The organism is Streptomyces sp. NPDC051219, assembly GCF_040682335.1.
GTDB lineage: Bacteria > Actinomycetota > Actinomycetes > Streptomycetales > Streptomycetaceae > Streptomyces.
In genome coordinates, this window is record NZ_JBFBAS010000024.1 from 24,143 (window position 1) to 42,065 (window position 17,923).

13 protein-coding genes and 2 pseudogenes are annotated in these 17,923 nt (G+C 70.4%); 8 read left to right on the plus strand and 7 right to left on the minus strand.

What is annotated here, in order from left to right; genetic code table 11:
• Positions 1 to 184 precede the first annotated feature (184 nt).
• The 8 genes from AB0M62_RS24375 (at position 185) to AB0M62_RS24410 (ending at position 12,068) form a co-directional block, all read left to right on the plus strand.
• Positions 185 to 3,472, plus strand: a complete 3,288-nt coding sequence (locus tag AB0M62_RS24375; RefSeq protein WP_366076405.1) for a S8 family serine peptidase — start codon at positions 185 to 187, stop codon at positions 3,470 to 3,472.
• Between the two features lie 224 nt (positions 3,473 to 3,696).
• Entirely contained in the window at positions 3,697 to 4,725 is a 1,029-nt protein-coding gene (locus AB0M62_RS24380; protein WP_366076406.1) for an aspartate-semialdehyde dehydrogenase, read from the plus strand.
• A 294-nt stretch (positions 4,726 to 5,019) separates the two neighbouring features.
• On the plus strand, positions 5,020 to 7,599 hold the full coding sequence (gene pepN, locus AB0M62_RS24385) for an aminopeptidase N (RefSeq protein ID WP_366076407.1): 2,580 nt from the start codon (positions 5,020 to 5,022) through the stop codon (positions 7,597 to 7,599).
• A 193-nt stretch (positions 7,600 to 7,792) separates the two neighbouring features.
• Positions 7,793 to 9,295, plus strand: coding sequence for an ATP-binding protein (locus tag AB0M62_RS24390; RefSeq protein WP_366076459.1), 1,503 nt, complete (start codon positions 7,793 to 7,795; stop codon positions 9,293 to 9,295).
• The gene (locus AB0M62_RS24395; RefSeq protein WP_366076408.1) at positions 9,292 to 9,699 is read left to right on the plus strand and encodes a roadblock/LC7 domain-containing protein; all 408 of its coding nucleotides are present in this window, start codon (positions 9,292 to 9,294) and stop codon (positions 9,697 to 9,699) included. Before AB0M62_RS24390 ends, AB0M62_RS24395 begins: the two co-directional genes overlap by 4 nt.
• Positions 9,696 to 10,055 carry a DUF742 domain-containing protein gene (locus AB0M62_RS24400; RefSeq protein WP_366076409.1) on the plus strand — a complete coding sequence of 120 codons (360 nt, stop codon included), beginning with the start codon at positions 9,696 to 9,698 and terminating at the stop codon, positions 10,053 to 10,055. Before AB0M62_RS24395 ends, AB0M62_RS24400 begins: the two co-directional genes overlap by 4 nt.
• Positions 10,036 to 10,656 (plus strand): ATP/GTP-binding protein, encoded by a 621-nt coding sequence (locus AB0M62_RS24405; RefSeq protein WP_366076410.1) that lies wholly within the window; start codon positions 10,036 to 10,038, stop codon positions 10,654 to 10,656. The genes AB0M62_RS24400 and AB0M62_RS24405 overlap by 20 nt, the downstream gene beginning before the upstream one ends.
• Positions 10,653 to 12,068, plus strand: coding sequence for a cytochrome P450 (locus tag AB0M62_RS24410; protein WP_366076411.1), 1,416 nt, complete (start codon positions 10,653 to 10,655; stop codon positions 12,066 to 12,068). Before AB0M62_RS24405 ends, AB0M62_RS24410 begins: the two co-directional genes overlap by 4 nt.
• 69 nt (positions 12,069 to 12,137) lie before the next feature.
• Here AB0M62_RS24410 and AB0M62_RS24415 read toward each other — a convergent pair whose 3' ends face one another.
• The 7 genes and pseudogenes from AB0M62_RS24415 to AB0M62_RS24445 all read right to left on the minus strand — a co-directional run bounded on the left by AB0M62_RS24415 (position 12,138) and on the right by AB0M62_RS24445 (position 17,733).
• Positions 12,138 to 13,238: a terpene synthase family protein gene (locus AB0M62_RS24415; protein ID WP_366076412.1), complete on the minus strand. Its 1,101-nt coding sequence runs from the start codon at positions 13,236 to 13,238 to the stop codon at positions 12,138 to 12,140.
• A gap of 2 nt (positions 13,239 to 13,240) precedes the next feature.
• Complete coding sequence (locus tag AB0M62_RS24420) at positions 13,241 to 14,170, minus strand: methyltransferase domain-containing protein (RefSeq protein ID WP_366076460.1); 930 nt, start codon at positions 14,168 to 14,170, stop codon at positions 13,241 to 13,243.
• Positions 14,171 to 14,309: 139 nt separating this feature from the next.
• Positions 14,310 to 14,567: pseudogene (locus AB0M62_RS24425) on the minus strand (LysR substrate-binding domain-containing protein); the annotation flags it as partial.
• 2 nt (positions 14,568 to 14,569) lie between these two features.
• A pseudogene (locus AB0M62_RS24430) lies at positions 14,570 to 15,025 on the minus strand (DMT family transporter); the annotation flags it as partial.
• Positions 15,026 to 15,115: 90 nt separating this feature from the next.
• Positions 15,116 to 15,346, minus strand: a complete 231-nt coding sequence (locus tag AB0M62_RS24435) for a hypothetical protein (RefSeq protein WP_366076413.1) — start codon at positions 15,344 to 15,346, stop codon at positions 15,116 to 15,118.
• Between the two features lie 20 nt (positions 15,347 to 15,366).
• Positions 15,367 to 17,472: a 4-alpha-glucanotransferase gene (malQ, locus tag AB0M62_RS24440; RefSeq protein ID WP_366076414.1), complete on the minus strand. Its 2,106-nt coding sequence runs from the start codon at positions 17,470 to 17,472 to the stop codon at positions 15,367 to 15,369.
• Positions 17,473 to 17,517: 45 nt separating this feature from the next.
• Complete coding sequence (locus AB0M62_RS24445; protein ID WP_366076415.1) at positions 17,518 to 17,733, minus strand: hypothetical protein; 216 nt, start codon at positions 17,731 to 17,733, stop codon at positions 17,518 to 17,520.
• Positions 17,734 to 17,923: the final 190 nt, after the last annotated feature.

Below are 17,923 nucleotides of genomic sequence, written 5' to 3' on the forward strand. Positions count from 1 at the left end.
AACGATCGACTGCTCCCGGTATAGCCCGTTAAGCACCCCCTGACGCATCCCGCGCACTGGCGGATGTACGCCATGTCGGCGCTCCGCCACTGACAACCCTCCCCAAACAGTTGTCACTTGCGCAAAGCTGACCGGTCATCCGGCACCGAATTCCGGACCCGTTCATTCACATACAGGGATGCAGATGACCCTCGAATCCCCCAGCTCCATATCCGGGGCGAGACGCGCGGCCCGAATCGCGGCCGCCGCGGGCCTCGTGGCCGCTCTCGCCGCCACCGGCCCCGTGCCCGCCTTCGCCGCGGTCGCGGACGACCCCGCCACCGCACCGGTCAAGGCCTCGTCGGACAAGCTCGGAGACGCGGACGCCGCTCTGCTCGCCGAGGCCGAGGCCGAGGGCGAGACGAACGTCACGCTGATGGTGGCCACCGCGCCCGGCGCCACCGAGCAGGTGGCCCAGCAGCTCGACGCCGTTCAGGGCGCCACGGTGGGCCAGACGTACGACAAGCTCGGATACGTCCGCGCCACGGTTCCCACGGCGAAGGCCGAAGCGGCCATCGCGTCGGCCCAGAAGCTCTCCAGCGTCCACGGCATCGACCTCAAGCACGAGATCGAGCTGGACGACCCGACGCCCGCGGCCGACCGCGCCAAGGGCGCCGACACCGCGGCGCAGGGGACCTACCCTGCGCCCGGCAAGAAGACCCCGGCGGAGAACCCGTACAACCCGTCCTTCGAGACCGGTGCGGTCGAGTTCGTCGAGGACCACCCCAAGGCCGACGGCCGCGGGGTCACCATCGGCATCCTCGACTCGGGTGTCGACATCGGGCACCCCGCGCTGCAGAAGACCACCACCGGTGAGCGCAAGATCGTCGACTGGGTGACAGCCACCGACCCTGTCGCGGACGGCGACGGCACCTGGCTCCGGATGAACGGCGCCGTGACCGGCCCGACGTTCACCGCGGGCACCCGGACGTACTCGGCCCCCGCCGGGTCGTACATGTTCCGGAACTTCGCCGAGGCCGCCACCAAGGGCGGCGACATGGCGGGAGATCTCAACCGGGACGGTGACACCACCGACGTCTGGGGCGTGCTCTACGACCCGGCCGCCGGAACCGCCCGCGTCGACCTGAACAACGACGCGGACTTCACCAACGACGCCGACATGAAGCCGTACAAGGACGGCTTCCAGGTCGGCTACTTCGGGACCGACAACCCGGCAACCGAGGTCGTCGAGCGCATCCCGTTCGTCGTCGAGGTCCGCAAGGACGTCGTCTACAACGCGGCCGGCGCCAAGTCCGACTACGTCAGCGTCGGCGTCATCGAGGGCTCGCACGGTACGCACGTCGCCGGCATCACCGCCGCCAACAGCCTCTTCGGCGGCCGGATGAACGGCGCCGCCCCCGGCGCCAAGCTGGTCTCCTCGCGCGCCTGCACCTGGTCCGGCGGCTGCACCAACGTCGCGCTGACCGAGGGCATGATCGACCTCGTGGTGAACCGCGGCGTGGACATCGTCAACATGTCCATCGGCGGCCTGCCGGCGCTCAACGACGGCAACAACGCCCGCGCGGAGCTCTACACCCGCCTCATCGACACCTACGGTGTCCAGCTGGTCATCTCGGCCGGCAACAGCGGCCCCGGCGTCAACACGATCGGTGACCCGGCCCTCGCCGATAAGGTCATCAGCGTCGGTGCCGCCATCTCCAAGGAGACCTGGGCCGCCAACTACGGCTCGGCCGTGGAGAAGAAGTACGCGATGCTGCCCTTCTCCTCCCGCGGTCCGCGCGAGGACGGCGGCTTCGCGCCGACCATCACCGCGCCCGGTGCCTCCATCAACACCACCCAGACCTGGGCGCCCGGCGGTCCGGTCGCCGAGGCGGGCTACCAGCTCCCGGCGGGCTACTCCATGCTGCAGGGCACCTCGATGTCCTCGCCGCAGGCCGCGGGCGCGAGCGCACTGCTGCTCTCCGCCGCCAAGCAGAAGAAGATCGACCTCACGCCGGCGAAGCTGCGTACCGCACTCGTCAGCACGGCGGACCACATCCACGGTGTCCAGGCGCACGAGGAAGGCGCCGGCCGGATCAACATCGTGGACGCCTGGGAGGCCATCGAGGACGGTGCGACCGCCCACGAGTACAGCGTCAAGGCTCCGGTCGACACCGCGATCGACCAGTTCCTGAAGACCCCGGGCTTCGGCACCGGTCTGTACGACCGCGAGGGCGGCCTCAAGACCGGCCAGAAGAAGACGTACGACATCACCGTCACCCGCACCGCGGGCCCGGACCGTCCGCTGCGTCACGAGCTGCACTTCGAGAACAACGACGGCACCTTCCGGATCGTGGGCGACGACGAGATCTCGCTCCCGCTGAACCAGCCGGTCACCGTCAAGGTCTCGGCCAAGCCCGGCTCCGCCGGCGTGCACAGCGCGATCCTCGAGGTCGACGACGCGCGCACCGAGGGCATCGACAAGCAGATCCTGACCACCGTGGCCGCCACGCAGGAACTGGCCAAGCCGTCGTTCGCGTTCTCCGCGGCCGGCTCGGTACAGCGCAACAGCCACAAGTCCTACTTCATCACCGTGCCGGAGGGCGCCCAGAGCCTCGAGGTCGCCCTCGGCGGTCTCGCGGCGGGCAGCCAGACCCGGTTCATCTCCCTCCACCCGTACGGTGTGCCGTCGGACCCGACGTCGACGGTCAACTGCTACCCGAACTACGTCAACCCGGCGAACACCTGCCGCCCCGACCTGCGGTCGTACGCGAACCCGCAGCCGGGCGTCTGGGAGATCGAGGTCGAGTCGCGCCGTACGTCGCCGCTCCTCGACAACCCGTTCAAGCTGGACGTCGCGGTGCTGGGTGCCTCCTTCGACCCGGCCGTCCAGGTCCTCCCGGAGGCCAAGGTCGGCACGCCGGCCCCGGTGCAGTGGTCGGTCAGCAACGGCTTCGCCGCCATCGACGGCAAGCTGAAGGGCGGACCGCTGGGCTCCGCGAAGGTCGCCAAGCCGACCATCGCCCACCACGAGTCGCACGAGACCACCGTCACCATCGGTGAGGGTGTCGAGCGCCTCGACGTCGCCATCGGCAATGTCTCCGACAAGGCCGCGGACCTGGACCTCACGGTCCTGTTCAACAACGCGGTCGTGGGCCAGGCCGCCGACGGCGACTCGGAGGAGGCGGTCACGCTCCTGAAGCCGGCCGCCGGTACGTACACCTTCGTGGTCGACGGGTACTCGGTTCCGGCCGGGTCCACCACGTACGACTACCGCGACGTGTACTTCGCTCCCTCGCTGGGCGAGGTCGAGGTCGACGAGTCCGCGACGGTGAGGCTCGCCAGCGGCGCGTCGGCGCAGGTCGCCGCCGAGGTCCTGGTGAGCAGCGCGGCCCCCGAGGGCCGGCAGTTCTTCGGCGAGGTCCAGCTGGTGAACGGCCGCGGCACCGCCGCGGGCGCCGGCAGCGTGCAGATCGAGAAGGTCACGCCGTAGCAACGGTGTGATCCGTACGACAAGGGGCGGGCGCCTTTCCGGGCGCCCGCCCCTCCGTCGTCCCCCGGCGCCCCGCCAGGCGCCGCCAGCACCCCGCTCGTCTCCGGCGGCCGCCGGGCCGCCCGCCCCGCCTCTCGCACAGTGGAATGGATTGGACAAGGCCGCCGGGGTCATACGCATCATGGAGACAGCCGCAGCCAGCAGATACGTACCAAGGAGTCAGCGTGAGGGTCGGAATCGTCGGAGCCACCGGTCAGGTCGGCGGAGTCATGCTCAAGATCCTCGCCGAGCGGAAGTTTCCGGCCGAGGAGCTGCGACTGTTCGCCTCGGCGCGGTCCGCGGGCTCCACCCTGGAGTGGCAGGGCCGGGAGATCACCATCGAGGACGCGTCCACGGCCGACTACTCCGGCCTGGACATCGTGCTCTTCTCGGCCGGCGGTGCCACGTCCAAGGCCCTCGCGGAGAAGGTCGCCGCCCAGGGCGCCGTCGTGATCGACAACTCTTCGGCCTGGCGCCGCGACCCCCAGGTCCCGCTGGTCGTCTCCGAGGTCAACCCGCACGCGATCAAGGACCGCCCGAAGGGGATCATCGCCAACCCGAACTGCACCACCATGGCCGCGATGCCCGTGCTCAAGCCGCTGCACGCCGAGGCCGGGCTGACCGCGCTGGTCGCCACGACCTACCAGGCGGTCTCCGGCTCGGGTCTGGCAGGCGTGGCGGAGCTCGACGGCCAGGTGAAGAAGGTCGTCGAGCACGCCGCCGACCTGACCCACGACGGAGATTCGGTCGCGTTCCCCGAGCCCGGCGTCTACAAGCGCCCCATCGCCTTCAACGTGCTGCCGCTCGCGGGCTCCATCGTCGACGACGGCTCGTTCGAGACCGACGAGGAGCAGAAGCTCCGCAACGAGTCCCGCAAGATTCTGGAGATCCCGGAGCTCAGGGTCTCCGGCACCTGTGTCCGTGTCCCGGTCTTCTCCGGCCATTCGCTCCAGGTCAACGCCCGGTTCGAGCGCCCCATCAGCGTCGAGCGGGCGTACGAGCTGCTGCAGTACGCCGCCGGGGTGGAGCTCTCGGAGATCCCGACCCCGCTCCAGGCCGCCGGCAAGGACGCCTCGTACGTCGGCCGCATCCGCAATGACGAGACCGTCGAGAACGGCCTCTCGCTCTTCCTCTCCAGCGACAACCTCCGCAAGGGCGCCGCGCTGAACGCCGTGCAGATCGCGGAGCTGGTGGCGGCCGAGCTCAAGGACTGACACGCTGCCGTGCACGCGTGTGTATGCGACGAGGGGCGGGCGCCGCGACGGGCGCCCGCCCCTCGAACGTGTCGGAGCGCCGGGCGGCGATGTGGCGCCACATCGGGCCTCGGCCCGCGCGCGGGCGGCCGGCCGGTCGTCGCACCTCGAGGCGGAAGTGCCGGCGGAATTCGGCCACGGCGCGCCCGGGCCGCCGCCCGAGGCGCGGACGGCGGCTCGAGGTGTGCCGTACAGCCGCGGTGACAGCGTGGAAGGATTGGCCGCAAGAACGTCACAAACCGAGGAGATGCCCACGTGCCTGGCACGAATCTGACCCGCGACGAGGCGCAGGAGCGGGCGCGCCTGCTCACCGTCGACGCGTACGAGATCGATCTCGATCTGAGCGGCGCGCAGGAAGGCGGCACCTACCGGTCCGTGACCACCGTGCGCTTCGACTGCGCCGAGGCCGGTGCCGAGACCTTTGTCGACCTCGTCGCGCCCGCGGTGCACGAGGTGGTGCTGAACGGGAAGTCGCTGGACGTCGCCGCCGTGTTCCGGGATTCCCGGATCGCGCTGGCGCACCTGGCGGCCGGCCCCAACGAGCTGAAGGTCGTAGCCGACTGCGCGTACACCAACACCGGGGAGGGCCTGCACCGCTTTGTCGACCCGGTCGACCAGCAGGCGTACCTGTACACCCAGTTCGAGGTGCCGGACGCGCGGCGCGTGTTCGCCTCCTTCGAGCAGCCCGACCTCAAGGCGACGTTCCAGTTCACGGTGAAGGCCCCGGCGGGCTGGACCGTGATCTCCAACTCCCCGGCCCCGGAGCCCAGCGACGATGTCTGGCGCTTCGAGCCGACGCCGCGGATCTCGACGTACATCACCGCGCTGATCGTCGGCCCCTACCACTCGGTCCACAGCTCGTACGAGAAGGACGGGCAGTCCGTGCCGCTGGGCATCTACTGCCGGCCCTCGCTCGCGGAGTTCCTCGACGCGGACGCGATCTTCGATGTCACGCGGCAGGGCTTCGACTGGTTCCAGGAGAAGTTCGACTACGCGTACCCCTTCGCCAAGTACGACCAGCTCTTCGTGCCGGAGTTCAACGCGGGGGCCATGGAGAACGCGGGCGCGGTCACCATCCGTGACCAGTACGTCTTCCGTTCCAAGGTGACGGACGCGGCGTACGAGACACGCGCCGAGACGATCCTGCACGAGCTGGCGCACATGTGGTTCGGCGACCTGGTCACCATGGAGTGGTGGAACGATCTGTGGCTGAACGAGTCGTTCGCCACCTACACCTCGATCGCCTGCCAGGCCTTCGCGCCCGGGTCGAAGTGGCCGCACGCCTGGACGACGTTCGCCAACTCCATGAAGACCTGGGCCTACCGGCAGGACCAGCTGCCGTCCACCCACCCGATCATGGCCGACATCCGCGACCTGGACGACGTGCTCGTCAACTTCGACGGCATCACGTACGCCAAGGGCGCCTCGGTACTCAAGCAGCTCGTCGCCTACGTCGGTCAGGACGAGTTCTTCCGGGGCGTGCAGGCGTACTTCAAGGCGCACGCCTTCGGGAACACGCGTCTCTCCGACCTGCTGGGCGCGCTGGAGGAGACCTCCGGCCGCGACCTCACCAGCTGGTCGAAGGCATGGCTGGAAACCGCCGGCATCAACATCCTGCGTCCGGAGCTCGCGACCTCCGAGGACGGCACGATCACCTCCTTCGCCGTCCGGCAGGAGGCTCCCGCGCTGCCCCCGGGGGCGAAGGGTGAGCCCACGCTCCGCCCGCACAGGATCGCCGTCGGTCTGTACGACCTCCAGGACGGCAAGCTCGTCCGCACCGACCGCATCGAGCTGGACGTCGACGGGGAACTGACCGCCGTGCCGGAGCTGGTGGGCCGCGGGCGCCCCGCCGTCGTCCTGCTCAACGACGACGACCTGTCGTACGCGAAGGTCCGCCTGGACGCGGAGTCGCTCGCCACAGTCACCGAGCACCTGGGCGACTTCACCGAGTCGCTGCCGCGCGCGCTGTGCTGGGCCTCCGCGTGGGACATGACCCGCGACGGCGAGCTCCCCACCCGCGACTACGTCGCGCTGGTCCTCTCCGGCATCGCCAAGGAGTCGGACATCGGCGTCGTCCAGTCCTTGCACCGCCAGGTGAAGCTGGCGATCGACCTGTACGCGGCGCCCGAATGGCGCGAGGCGGGCCTGGCGCAGTGGACGGAGGCAGCATTGGCGCACCTGCGCGCCGCCGAGCCGGGCAGTGACCACCAGCTGGCCTGGGCGCGCGCGTTCGCCGCCGCGGCTCGTACGCCGCAGCAGCTCGACCTGCTGACGGCACTGCTGGAGGGCAAGGAGACGATCGAGGGCCTGGCCGTGGACACCGAGCTGCGCTGGGCGTTCGTGGAGCGGCTGGCCGCGACCGGCGTCTTCGACGAGCAAGAGATCACCGCCGAGTACGAGCGGGACAGGACCGCGGCGGGCGAGCGCCACGCGGCCACCGCGCGGGCGGCCCGGCCGACAGCCGAGGCCAAGGCGGAGGCCTGGGCCTCGGTCGTCGGCTCCGACAAACTGCCCAACGCCGTGCAGGAAGCCGTCATCGGCGGGTTCGTCCAGACCGACCAGCGCGAGCTGCTCGCCCCGTACCTCGAGGAGTACTTCGCGGCGGTGAAGGGTGTGTGGGAGTCCCGCAGCCACGAGATGGCCCAGCAGATCGCCGTTGGCCTGTATCCGTCGCTGCAGGTTTCTCAGGCGACGCTGGACGCGACGGACGCGTGGCTCGCCTCCGCCGAGCCGAACGCGGCGCTGCGCCGGCTGGTGTCGGAGTCCCGCGCGGGTGTGGAGCGGGCGCTGAAGGCCCAGGCGGCGGACGCCGCCGCCTCCCGGCAGACCCCGTAGTAACCGGAATCACTCCGGAGCAAACCGGAACCCTTCCGCCCGCCCCATGTCCGGCATTGGGGCGGGCGGTCCGCGTTCTCACGTCACTCAGTCCGGTGAACCGTGTGACCTACGGTCAACTCCCTTTGGCATAAGCCGTTATGCTCCCGCCCATCGTCATAAGATCTTCTCTTTCGATGGTTTGAGGGTGCTGATGGTCCGAGAGGAATCGCCGCCCGGAATCGCACGGTCAGCGGCGTCGTTCATATGGGTGCTGCCTGCCGTTGCGACCGCGGCGGTTACCGCGCTCGTTTTGGCCCTGGTCTCCTCGTCGGCGCGTACCGCGGTGGCCTGGATCGGCGCGGCGGCCGTTGTCGCGGTCGCCGTCGCCGCCGGTGAGTCCGCCCGCCGAGGCCGGCTCGTGGCAGAACTCCGCGACAAGGTCGCGGCACAGGAGACGGCGCTGTCACGACAGGAGGACGAGACCGTACGGCTGGCCTCGGAGCTGCTGCCCGAGGCGATCGAGCGTCTGCGCAAGAACGAGATCCCCGAGGACGTACTCGCCTCGCTCGTCCCGGGGGACGCACACGGTTTTCGCGAGGAGGGGCTGACCCCCGAGTTCCGGGCGGCGCACCGGGCAGTGCTGAGCTCGGTGCTCGACACCGTGGTCGCCGAGGAGGATCTGCGTGATTCGGCGCAGCGGGCCTTTGTGAACATCGCCCGCCGGGTACAGGCGATCGTCCACCAGCAGGCGCAGGAAATGCGGGAGATGGAGGACCGGCACGGCCAGAACCCGGATGTCTTCGGCGATCTGCTGCGGCTCGACCACGGCACGGCGCTGATCGGCCGGCTCGCCGACTCCATCTCCGTACTCGGCGGCGCGCGTCCCGGCCGCCAGTGGAGCAGGGCTGTGCCGCTGTACAGCGTGCTGCGCGGCGCCATGTCGCGGATCATCGACTACCAGCGGGTGGAGCTCCACTCGGTCTCCGAGGTCGCCGTCGTCGGCCCCGCGGTCGAGCCGCTCATCCACGCGCTGGCCGAGCTGCTGGACAACGCCACCCGCTACTCACCCCCGCACACCAGGGTCCATCTCACCGCCGTCGAGGTGCAGTCGGGCATTGCCGTGGAGATCGAGGACGGCGGTGTGAACATGAGCGAGGAGGCCCGCAAGCGGGCCGAGCGCATGCTCCGCCAAGCTCAGCAGGGCATCGACCTGAACGACTTGGGTGAGACCCCACGGCTGGGTCTCGCCGTCGTCGGCCGGCTGGCACAGGCGTACAACTTCCAGGTCGCGCTGCGCTCCTCCGCGTACGGCGGTGTACGGGCCGTTCTCATCGTCCCGCAGGACCTGATCACCACCACCTCGGCCGCCACGGGCCTGGCGCACGGAATCGGCACCTCTTCCGGGCCCCGCGCGGCCGCACCACCGCGGCAGCACACCCCTCGTCACGCCACCGGACCGCTGCCCCCGGCGCAGGAAGACGACTCGCCCCTCGTCACCGAGCGGTCCCCGAACGGTCTGCCGCAGCGGCGTCGCAAGAACCGGGTCGCCGAGCCGGCTGCCCCCGTGCGGACGGCTCCCGAGCCGGAGCCGGAGTCCGCACCGCAGGTCGAGCCCGGTGTCTGGCTGGCTGCCTTCCAGAGCGGCCTGTCCGGTGGCCCCACACAGGACAGCGACGGCTCTTCGACGTCGGCAAGCAAGGGGAAACAGCAGTGATTCAGCAGCGGGCCAATATGGACTGGATGCTCAAGGACCTGGCGGAAGGCGTTCCGCAGACCCGCCATGTGATCGTCCTGTCGGCGGACGGACTGCGCATGGCCCAGTACGGCGCGGACACCGACACCGCCGACCGGCTGGCCGCCGCCTGCGCGGGGCTGCAGAGCCTCGCGGGCGCCGTCGGCGCCGAACTGCCGCACAGCGACGGGAGGATGCGGCTGGTCGTCATCGAGATGGACGGCGGCTTCTTCTACCTGATGGCGGCGGGCGCGGGGGCCTATCTCGCGGTGCTCGCCGACGAGGGCGTGGACGCGGGCCTGATGGGACAGCGGATGCGGGACCTGGTGATCCGGATCGGAGAGCACCTCAGCAGTCCGCCCCGGCACGACGGGCAGACCGCGTGAGCGACTCGGGCCAGGGCTGGGAAGACAGCAGTCCCGAGCGGCTCTACATCATCACGGGTGGCCGCAGCGGCTCCTCCTCTCCGACCCGCCTCGACCTGGTCACGCTGGTCGTGGCCAGGTCCGGGCCCAAGCCCGGGATGCAGCCCGAGCAGGCGGCGATCATCGGCATGTGTGAGGCGCCGATCTCGGTGGCCGAGATCTCTGCGTACACCGGTCTGCCGGTGAGTGTCGTGACCGTACTGCTCAGCGATCTGCTGGCCGAGAAACTGGTGCTGGCACGCGCGCCCGTCCCCCCCGCCCGACTTCCCGACCGCGCTTTGATTGAGGCAGTGATCGATGGACTTCAGAAACTCTGAACCACCCGCGGGGCCACGGCGCGAGGACATACTGCCGGACACGGCCACCGCCGCGGTCAAGGTGGTGATCGTGGGTGGCTTCGGGGCCGGCAAGACGACCCTGGTCGGCTCGGTCAGCGAGATCCGGCCGCTGACCACCGAGGAGACGATGACCCAGGCCGGGGTCGGAGTCGACGACACGGAGGGTGTCGAGCGCAAGACCGCCACCACGGTGGCGATGGACTTCGGCCGGATCAGCATCAACAAGGAACTGGTGCTGTACGTTTTCGGCACCCCCGGCCAAGAGCGTTTCTGGTTCCTGTGGCGCGGCCTGTTCGAGGGCGCACTGGGTGCGGTGGTGCTGGTCGACACCCGCAGGCTGGAGGTCAGCTTCGACGTGATCGGCCGGCTGGAGGAGCGCGGAGTGCCCTTCGTGGTCGCCGTCAACTCCTTCCCCGACGCGCCTGCATACCCCCTCGACGATCTGCGGAGCGCCCTCGATCTGCCCGTGTCCGTACCGCTTCTCGTGTGCGACGCCCGACGACGCGACTCCGCCCGTGACGTCCTGATGACCCTGATGCGCTACCTGCACTCCCTAGCCGTAACCCCGGAGGCATCGTGAGCACCCCCCCCACCCCGCCGCCGGGCTGCCCGGCGCACGGGCTCGGCCCCGACGGTCTGCGTCGGCTTTACGGTCCCGAGGCCGAGACCGACCCGATGGGTCTGTACGAAAAGCTGCGCGCCGAGCACGGCGCGGTTGCGCCGGTCCTCGTGCACGGCGATCTGCCGGCCTGGCTGGTCCTCGGTCACCGCGAGAACATGGATGTGACCCGTACACCGTCGCGTTTCACCCGTGATCCCCGCGGCTGGCGCGAACGGCGGGAAGGCAGGGTCCCGGCAGACCATCCGCTGAACCCCATGACCACCTGGGTGCCGGTCTGCAATTTCGTCGACGGGCCGGAACACCAGCGTCTGCGCGGTGCGCTCACGGACTCCCTCGACCGCTTCGAGGGGCGCGGTGTCCGCCGCTACGTGAACCGCTTCGCGGGCCAGCTGATCGAGGCCTTCGAGGCGCACGGGCACGCCGATCTGATCGCCGACTTCGCCGAGCCGCTTCCGATGCTGGTGATGACCCAGCTGGTGGGCATGCCGGAGGAGTCCGGGCCGCGGCTCGTCGAGGCAACCCGCGATCTGCTCAAGGGCACCGAAACCGCCCTCGCCAGCAACGAGTACGTCATGGGAGCGCTCGCGCAGCTGGTGGAGCGCAGGAAGACCGATCCCGGGCACGACCTCGCCACCTGGTTCCTCCAGCACTCCGCCGGGCTCTCCGACGAGGAGATCGTCACGCATCTGCGGGTCGTGCTGGTCGCGGCCTTCGAGACGACCGCCAATCTGATCGCCAGCACACTGCGCCTGGTCCTCACCGACCGCCGGTTCCGCGCCAGTCTGTCGGGCGGCCACATGACGCTGCCGGACGCCCTGGAGCAGGTGCTGTGGGACGAGCCGCCGCTCACGGCGGTCCTGGCGCGCTGGGCGACCGGTGACACCACACTGGGCGGCCGGCAGATCAAGGACGGCGACATGCTGATCCTCGGACTGGCGGCCGGCAATGTGGACCCGGAGATCCGCCCCGATCTGTCGACACCGGTACACGGCAACCGCTCGCATCTGGCGTTCAGCAGCGGTCCGCACGAGTGCCCCGGCCAGGACATCGGGCGGGCCATCGCGGACACCGGCATCGACGCGCTGCTGGCCCGGCTGCCCGATCTGGAGCTGGCCGTACCGGAGACCGAACTCCAATGGCGGGGGACGCTGATGTCCCAGCATCTGACGGCGCTTCCGGTGACATTCACTCCGCGCCCGTCCGGTGAAGCGGACCGGGCGGCGCTGCCCGCGCAGCCCGCGCCCGCCGCCACGCCGCTGCCCCCGGCCGCGGCACCGGGGCCCGCGCTGCCGGTCACCGTGCCCGCTCCCCGGACCCGGCGGCGTGAGCGGCTGCGGTCCTGGTGGGGCAGTCTGTTCAGCCGTCGCTGACGGTGAGGTGTACGAAGGCCCCGCGGTATGCGCCTGTGCTGCGGGGCCTTCGTCGTGCGGGGAGCTCGCTCAGTCCTCCAGTTGCTGCCACCACCACGCGAGCGCGGGCACCGGCAGCGGCTCGATACTCGGATCGCTCGGGGTGTCCCGCCAGGTGATGCCGTATGACGCGCCATCCACCGGCAGCTCGTGGCGGTTGCGCGGGCTGGCATAACGGGGGGCCACGTTGTGGTACTGGACGTTCCCCGCGAGCCAGTGGCCGAGTGCCACGAGGTACCGGCCGAGTTCCTTGCCGGCTTTCCGCGCGAGCTGTTCGCGCAGCGTGATGAACAGCGTCATCGCGCGGTCCCGTATGGCCACTGCCGCGGGCAGCGCCTGCGCGGGGGTGCAGTCGAGTTCCTGGGCGACCACATTGATGAGGTTCTGCTCCCAGGGCTCCTGATGGTCCTCCTTGTTGTACGAGAAGATGTCGTTGTCACAGCCGACGATGAAGCCGGCGGCGTCGGTGAGGGCGCGCACGGGTGCCGCGTACATCTCGTCGGGCGGGACGTGGATGCCGTTGGCGGCCTCGCACCAGGCGAGGGTGAATCCGGTGCCGTTGATCGACATACGGACCGCCGCGAAGTCGTTGAGGCTCGGCATGACCCCGCGCTCGCTGTTGGAGGTCTGCCAGCCCTCCCCCAGCAGCCAGTCCCGGGTGCCCTCGGTGAATCTGCGCAGCTGGTAGGGCGAGAGCGCGGTACGGGTGCGGGCGGCGAGGTCTTCGAGGGCCGCGGTGTGCCGACCGGCGGGCAGCATGCCGGGACGAGGGATCTCCAGGGTTCGGGCCAGCCGGACAGCGTGGTCGGCTATGTCCGCGCTCCGTGAGGCGGCTGACCCGGCGTTCTGCCAGTCGTCGACGGCGAACGCCCAGTAGTTCCATTCGACGAACAGGAGCATGAGCTCCACATCGCCGTACGGGATGATCCGGCTGGTGAAGTCGGCGCTGCGGGTGGCCAGTCCCCAGGCCCGCTCCGTGGCGTCGGGGTAGAGGGCGAACGAGTCGAGCCACTCGACGGCCCGCTGTTCGAGTTCATCCGCCTTGGGGTGGATGAGCTGCTCGTCGAACGGACAGTAGAACGCTGGAAGCCGCCAGCCGATGCGGGAGGGGTGACCGTGCTCGGAAGTCATGGTCAGTTGCCTCCCAGCCGGAACAGCAGCAACCGGGTTTCCATGGCGTGGTCGCGCCAGATCCGGTAGAGCTTGCCGTGCGTGATGGTGGATTCCTGAAGCCGTTCACGGGACCACGAGGACGGGGTGCCGGAACGCTCGCCACGGTCCAGCTCGGCGGTGTTCCAGGCCATGGACTGCACCCAGAATTCGGCGACCCGGTCGGTGACGTCCTCGTCCTGCTCCAGCTCGAAGCCGGCGGCCTCGGCGGCGGTGATGTACTCCGTCAGTGTGCCGAGCCGCGTCTTGTAGTAGCCGTCGATGAACTCGGTCCACTCGGGGCGGCAGATGAAGTGCTCCTGGATGCCGAACCAGCCACCCGGCTTCAGGGCTCCGGCCACGACCTGGAAGAGCCGCTCGCGGTCCATGTAACCGGAGCTCTCGTTGGCGTACGCGGCGTCGTACTTGCGTGTCGCGTTCAGATCGTGGATGTCGCCCAGGAGGGGCGTGACCCGGTCCGCCACGCCGGCCTGTCGTGCGAAGTCCTCGATGACGGGGACATGGTCGGCCGTGACCGTGAGCCCGGTGACCGTGGCGCCGTGCTCCTGGGCCCAGTAGAGCGAGCCGCCGCCGAGACCGCAGCCGATGTCGAGAAGATGTCGGGGCGGAGCGCTGTGGACGCCCCAGGTGCGGGCCGCGTGGCTGACTATCGCCTCCTGGGAGTCGACGATCCGGCGCTTGAGGACGCGCTGGGAAACGGTGGTGTTGGGCTTGGCGTCCGGGGCGAACAGTCCCACATGGAAATGGACGCGTGGTCCCGGGCCGTACTTGTGCAGGATGTCGGCCGTCTTGCGGGTGTAGTAGAGCGGTACCTGGCTGTCGTCGAAGGCCTTGGTGTCGTCGAAGGCCTGGCCGTCACTTGGGGCCTGGATGACGAGATTCCTGTCCATCATGTCTCCGGATGCTGCGATCGGGTGGAGGGCGATTACCGCCGCCCCACTCTGCCCACAACAGATCGGTAAAACTCCTTTCTCGATTGAATCTTGAACAGGTACCTCTCCAAAATGCCTGTGTTTCAGTGGAGTTGAAACCTTACTGGTCCGTATCGCGAACATGCAGAGCAGCCGCGGTCTCGCGCAGCGCAGCCAACAGCATCTCCACGCCCGGCCGTTCCTCGGAGCCGCGGCGCACCGCCGCGACCACATGGCGGCGCGGCTGGTCGGCGTGCAGCACCCGCAGGGCCACCCCCGACGAACGTCCGGCGACCGCCATCCGTGGCACCAGGTCGACACCCATCCCGGCCTCGACCATGGCGAGGATCGCGGTCCAGCCGGCTGCCGAGTGCGCCTGGCGGGCTTGCGGCGCAGCAGCGCGCTGTACGAGGCGAAGCTGAGGGCCGCCGCGATCATCCACAGGTCGCCCGGTGCGAAGGCGGGGGCCGGCGAGCCCTTGCCGAGCAGGAGCAGCACCCCCGCGGCGGCGATCAGCATGCCGGTGACGCGCCGCCCGCCCAGCCGTTCGCCGCCGATGCGGGCGGACAGCGCCATGAGGACCGGGGACGCCGCCATGATCATTCCCATATTGCCGGCCGAGGTGGAGACTCCGACCCAGCGCCAGAAGGCGGCCTGGACGGGCGGGACGCTGTCGTGCAGGGCCCGGGCGGTGACGAAGCTGCCGGACCACACGACCGTCGCGACACCCGCGAGAGCGAGCCCGAGGCCGGTAACCCCTTCATCCTCGTCAGCTTCTGCGAGCCGGTACGGACGGTGTCCAGGACTGCCACGGATCTTTTCGTCAGTTCTATTCATAAAAACTGAACAGTCGATGGGGCCCGGAACGCGTCGAGGGCGCCTTCGCGCGAGACGAAGGCGCCCTCGACAGGAGAGTACGGGTGGGGGTCAGCCCTGCTTGCGGGACTTGTCCCCGGCCATCACGAGGCCCGCGATCACCAGGAAGAGCAGGATCGGCGCGGCGACGTACAGGCCCAGCGTCTCGGCCACACTCAGACCGGGACCCGGGTCGTCACCGTCGTCACGGCTCAGCGCGACCGCGGGGGACGACATCAGCAGCATCATCAGCGTCGTACCGGCCGTGACGGCGCCGGCGCGCAGGGCGTTCTTCTTGTCCACGGTGCAAACGTAGCGAACGCCTAAGCGCGCCGCGCGCCCGGGGGTGCCGTACGGGCTCCGAGCTCGGTCTTCAGGGCGTCCATCAGCACATGCAGCCGGGGTGAGGCGGCCACGTCCTCCAGGGTGACGGGGCGCCCCTCGGCGTCGGCGACGGGCAGCCGCCAGTTCGGGTACTGGTCCCACGTGCCGGGCAGGTTCTGCGGCCGCCGGTCGCCCACCGCGTCCGGCAGCCAGACCCCGACCATCCGGGCTGGAGTCGAGAGCAGGAAGCGGTAGACCGCGAGAATCGCGGCCGCCTCGTCGTGGCCGCCGTCCGGCAGCATCCCGAGCCCGGTCAGCAAGGCCAGCCATTCGCTGACCTCGACCGCGTCCGCCGCCCGCTCCTCCCCCAGTGGCCGGGTGAGCAGGCCGAGCCGGTGCCGCAGCTCGACATGGTCGCCACTCAGCCGGGCGGCGGTCGACGGCAGATCGTGCGTGGTGGCCGTGGCCAGACAGTCCTCCCGCCAGCCCGCCGCCGGCAGCGGGCGGCCCGTTCCGTCCCAGTCCCGCTCGAACCACAGCACGGAGGTACCGAACACCCCCCGCGCGGTCAGGGCCTCGCGCACGCCCGGCTCGACCGTGCCCAGGTCCTCTCCCACGACCACGGCTCCGGCCCGGTGCGCCTCCAGGGCGAGGACGGCGAGCATCGCCTCCGCGTCGTGGCCGACGTACGTCCCCTCGGTGGGCTCGCACCCCTTCGGAATCCACCAGAGCCGGAACAGCCCCATCACATGGTCGATGCGCAGCGCTCCGGCGTGCCGCAGGAGCCCGCGTAACAGGCCCCGGAACGGGGCATAGCCGGAGGCGGCGAGAGCGTCCGGGCGCCACGGCGGCAGCCCCCAGTCCTGGCCGCGGGAGTTGAAGGCGTCCGGCGGGGCTCCCACCGACATGCCGGCGGCGAAGGCTTCCTGCTGGGCCCAGGCGTCGGCGCCATCCGGATGCACACCCACCGCCAGGTCGTGCACCAGTCCGATGCCCATGCCCGCGTCACGGGCGGCGCGGTGCGCGGCGGCGAGCTGCGCGTCCGTCAGCCAGGCCAGCCAGCAGTGGTGGTCGACGCGGTGGAGCAGTTCGCGGCGGGCGCGGTCCGTCTCGGGCGAGCGCGGGTCGGCCAGCCCGGCCGGCCAGGAGCGCCGGTCCGAGCCGTACACCTCGGCGAAGGCGCACCAGGTCGCGTGGTCCTCCAGTGCCTGTCCCTGCTCGGCGAGGAAGTCGCAGTACGCGGCCCGCCGTCCGGGGCCGAGCGGGACTTTACGTACGAGATCCAGCGCCTCCCGCTTGAGCGCCCACACCGCGTCCCGGTCGATCAGGGCGCCCTTGTTCAGGACGGACTCGCGCTGCAGAGCGGCCTGTTCGGTGATCCGCTCCAGCGCGACCCGGTCCGTGTCGGCCACGTAGGCGTACTCCGGGACGTCCTCGACGCGAAGGTGGACCGGGTCGGGGAAGCGGCGGGAGGACGGCCGGTACGGGGACGGGTCGGTCGGCGTTCCGGGTACGGCCGCGTGCAAGGGGTTGACCTGGACGAAACCGGCCCCCAGCGCCCGCCCCGACCATGCAGCGAGCTCCGCGAGGTCCCCGAGATCGCCCATCCCCCAGGAGCGCTGCGAGAGCATCGAGTAGAGCTGGACGAGGAAACCGTGGCTGCGGCCCGGCGGCTGAGGCAGCCGCGCGGGAGCGACGACGAGCACGGCCTCACCGGTGCGCCCGTCGGGGGTGCGGGCGTGCAACCGGTGTACGCCCAGGGGCAGTTCTCCGGCCGCGGCGCCGTCCGCCGGCGCAGCCCAGTCGACCGTCCCGCCCTGTTCCGTCTCGACCCGGAGGGCCGTGTCCGCCGGGAGGGCGGACAACGCCTCGGGGAGAGGTGCGGGAGGCGGCCACACGACCACCGTGGGGGGCAGCAGGCGCTGCGCCATCGTGGACTCGGCGGCGGCGAGTGCCGTCCGTACGGCCTCGGGGCTCGACGCGTCGACCCCCAGTGCGGCGAGCACCGCGGCGACCGTGCTGTCGGGTACCCGGACCGTGACGTCCGGGGACGGCACGTAGGAGGTGGCGACACCGTGCAGTGCGGCGAGCCGGGCAAGGGCCATGGCGGAGTCCCCTGGAGGTGTGGGCCGAATGAGTGTGCGGTGCCGCTACACGCCCATGTCCGAGGCCGTGCCCATGGCAGTCGGCTCACTGGTCAGCGGGGCGGCGTCGGCGAGCGGGGGCTCGCTGGTCAGCGGGGCGGCGTCGGCGAGCGGGGGCTCGCTGGTCAGCGGCGGCTCGGCGCAGCCGCAGGCACAGGTTCCCCCGGGACCCGGGACCTGTTTGGAGAGGGCGGAGATGAGCAGTTGGGCCGAGGTGGCCATGGAAGCCTCCATGGGGTGGGGGAGCGGGACACCGCAGGCCTACCCAGCGGGAGCGTCCACAGACGTATACAACGCGAGAACGTGTCCTGGGTCACAGCCAGTTCACCGGAGGGGTGGATACCTGCCCGCAACACCCCGGGCAAACCAGGCACAACGGCCACGCACATTGACACCTCATCGCGCGGGTGGT

Excerpts from the sequence above, each read along its gene's own strand:
- AB0M62_RS24420 (WP_366076460.1), bottom strand. The coding sequence starts at position 14,170 with ATGATGGACAGGAATCTCGTCATCCAGGCCCCAAGTGACGGCCAGGCC.
- malQ (WP_366076414.1), bottom strand. The coding sequence starts at position 17,472 with ATGGCCCTTGCCCGGCTCGCCGCACTGCACGGTGTCGCCACCTCCTAC.
- AB0M62_RS24390 (WP_366076459.1), top strand. The coding sequence starts at position 7,793 with ATGGTCCGAGAGGAATCGCCGCCCGGAATCGCACGGTCAGCGGCGTCG.
- AB0M62_RS24445 (WP_366076415.1), bottom strand. The coding sequence starts at position 17,733 with ATGGCCACCTCGGCCCAACTGCTCATCTCCGCCCTCTCCAAACAGGTC.
- AB0M62_RS24405 (WP_366076410.1), top strand. The coding sequence starts at position 10,036 with ATGGACTTCAGAAACTCTGAACCACCCGCGGGGCCACGGCGCGAGGAC.
- AB0M62_RS24415 (WP_366076412.1), bottom strand. The coding sequence starts at position 13,238 with ATGACTTCCGAGCACGGTCACCCCTCCCGCATCGGCTGGCGGCTTCCA.
- AB0M62_RS24375 (WP_366076405.1), top strand. The coding sequence starts at position 185 with ATGACCCTCGAATCCCCCAGCTCCATATCCGGGGCGAGACGCGCGGCC.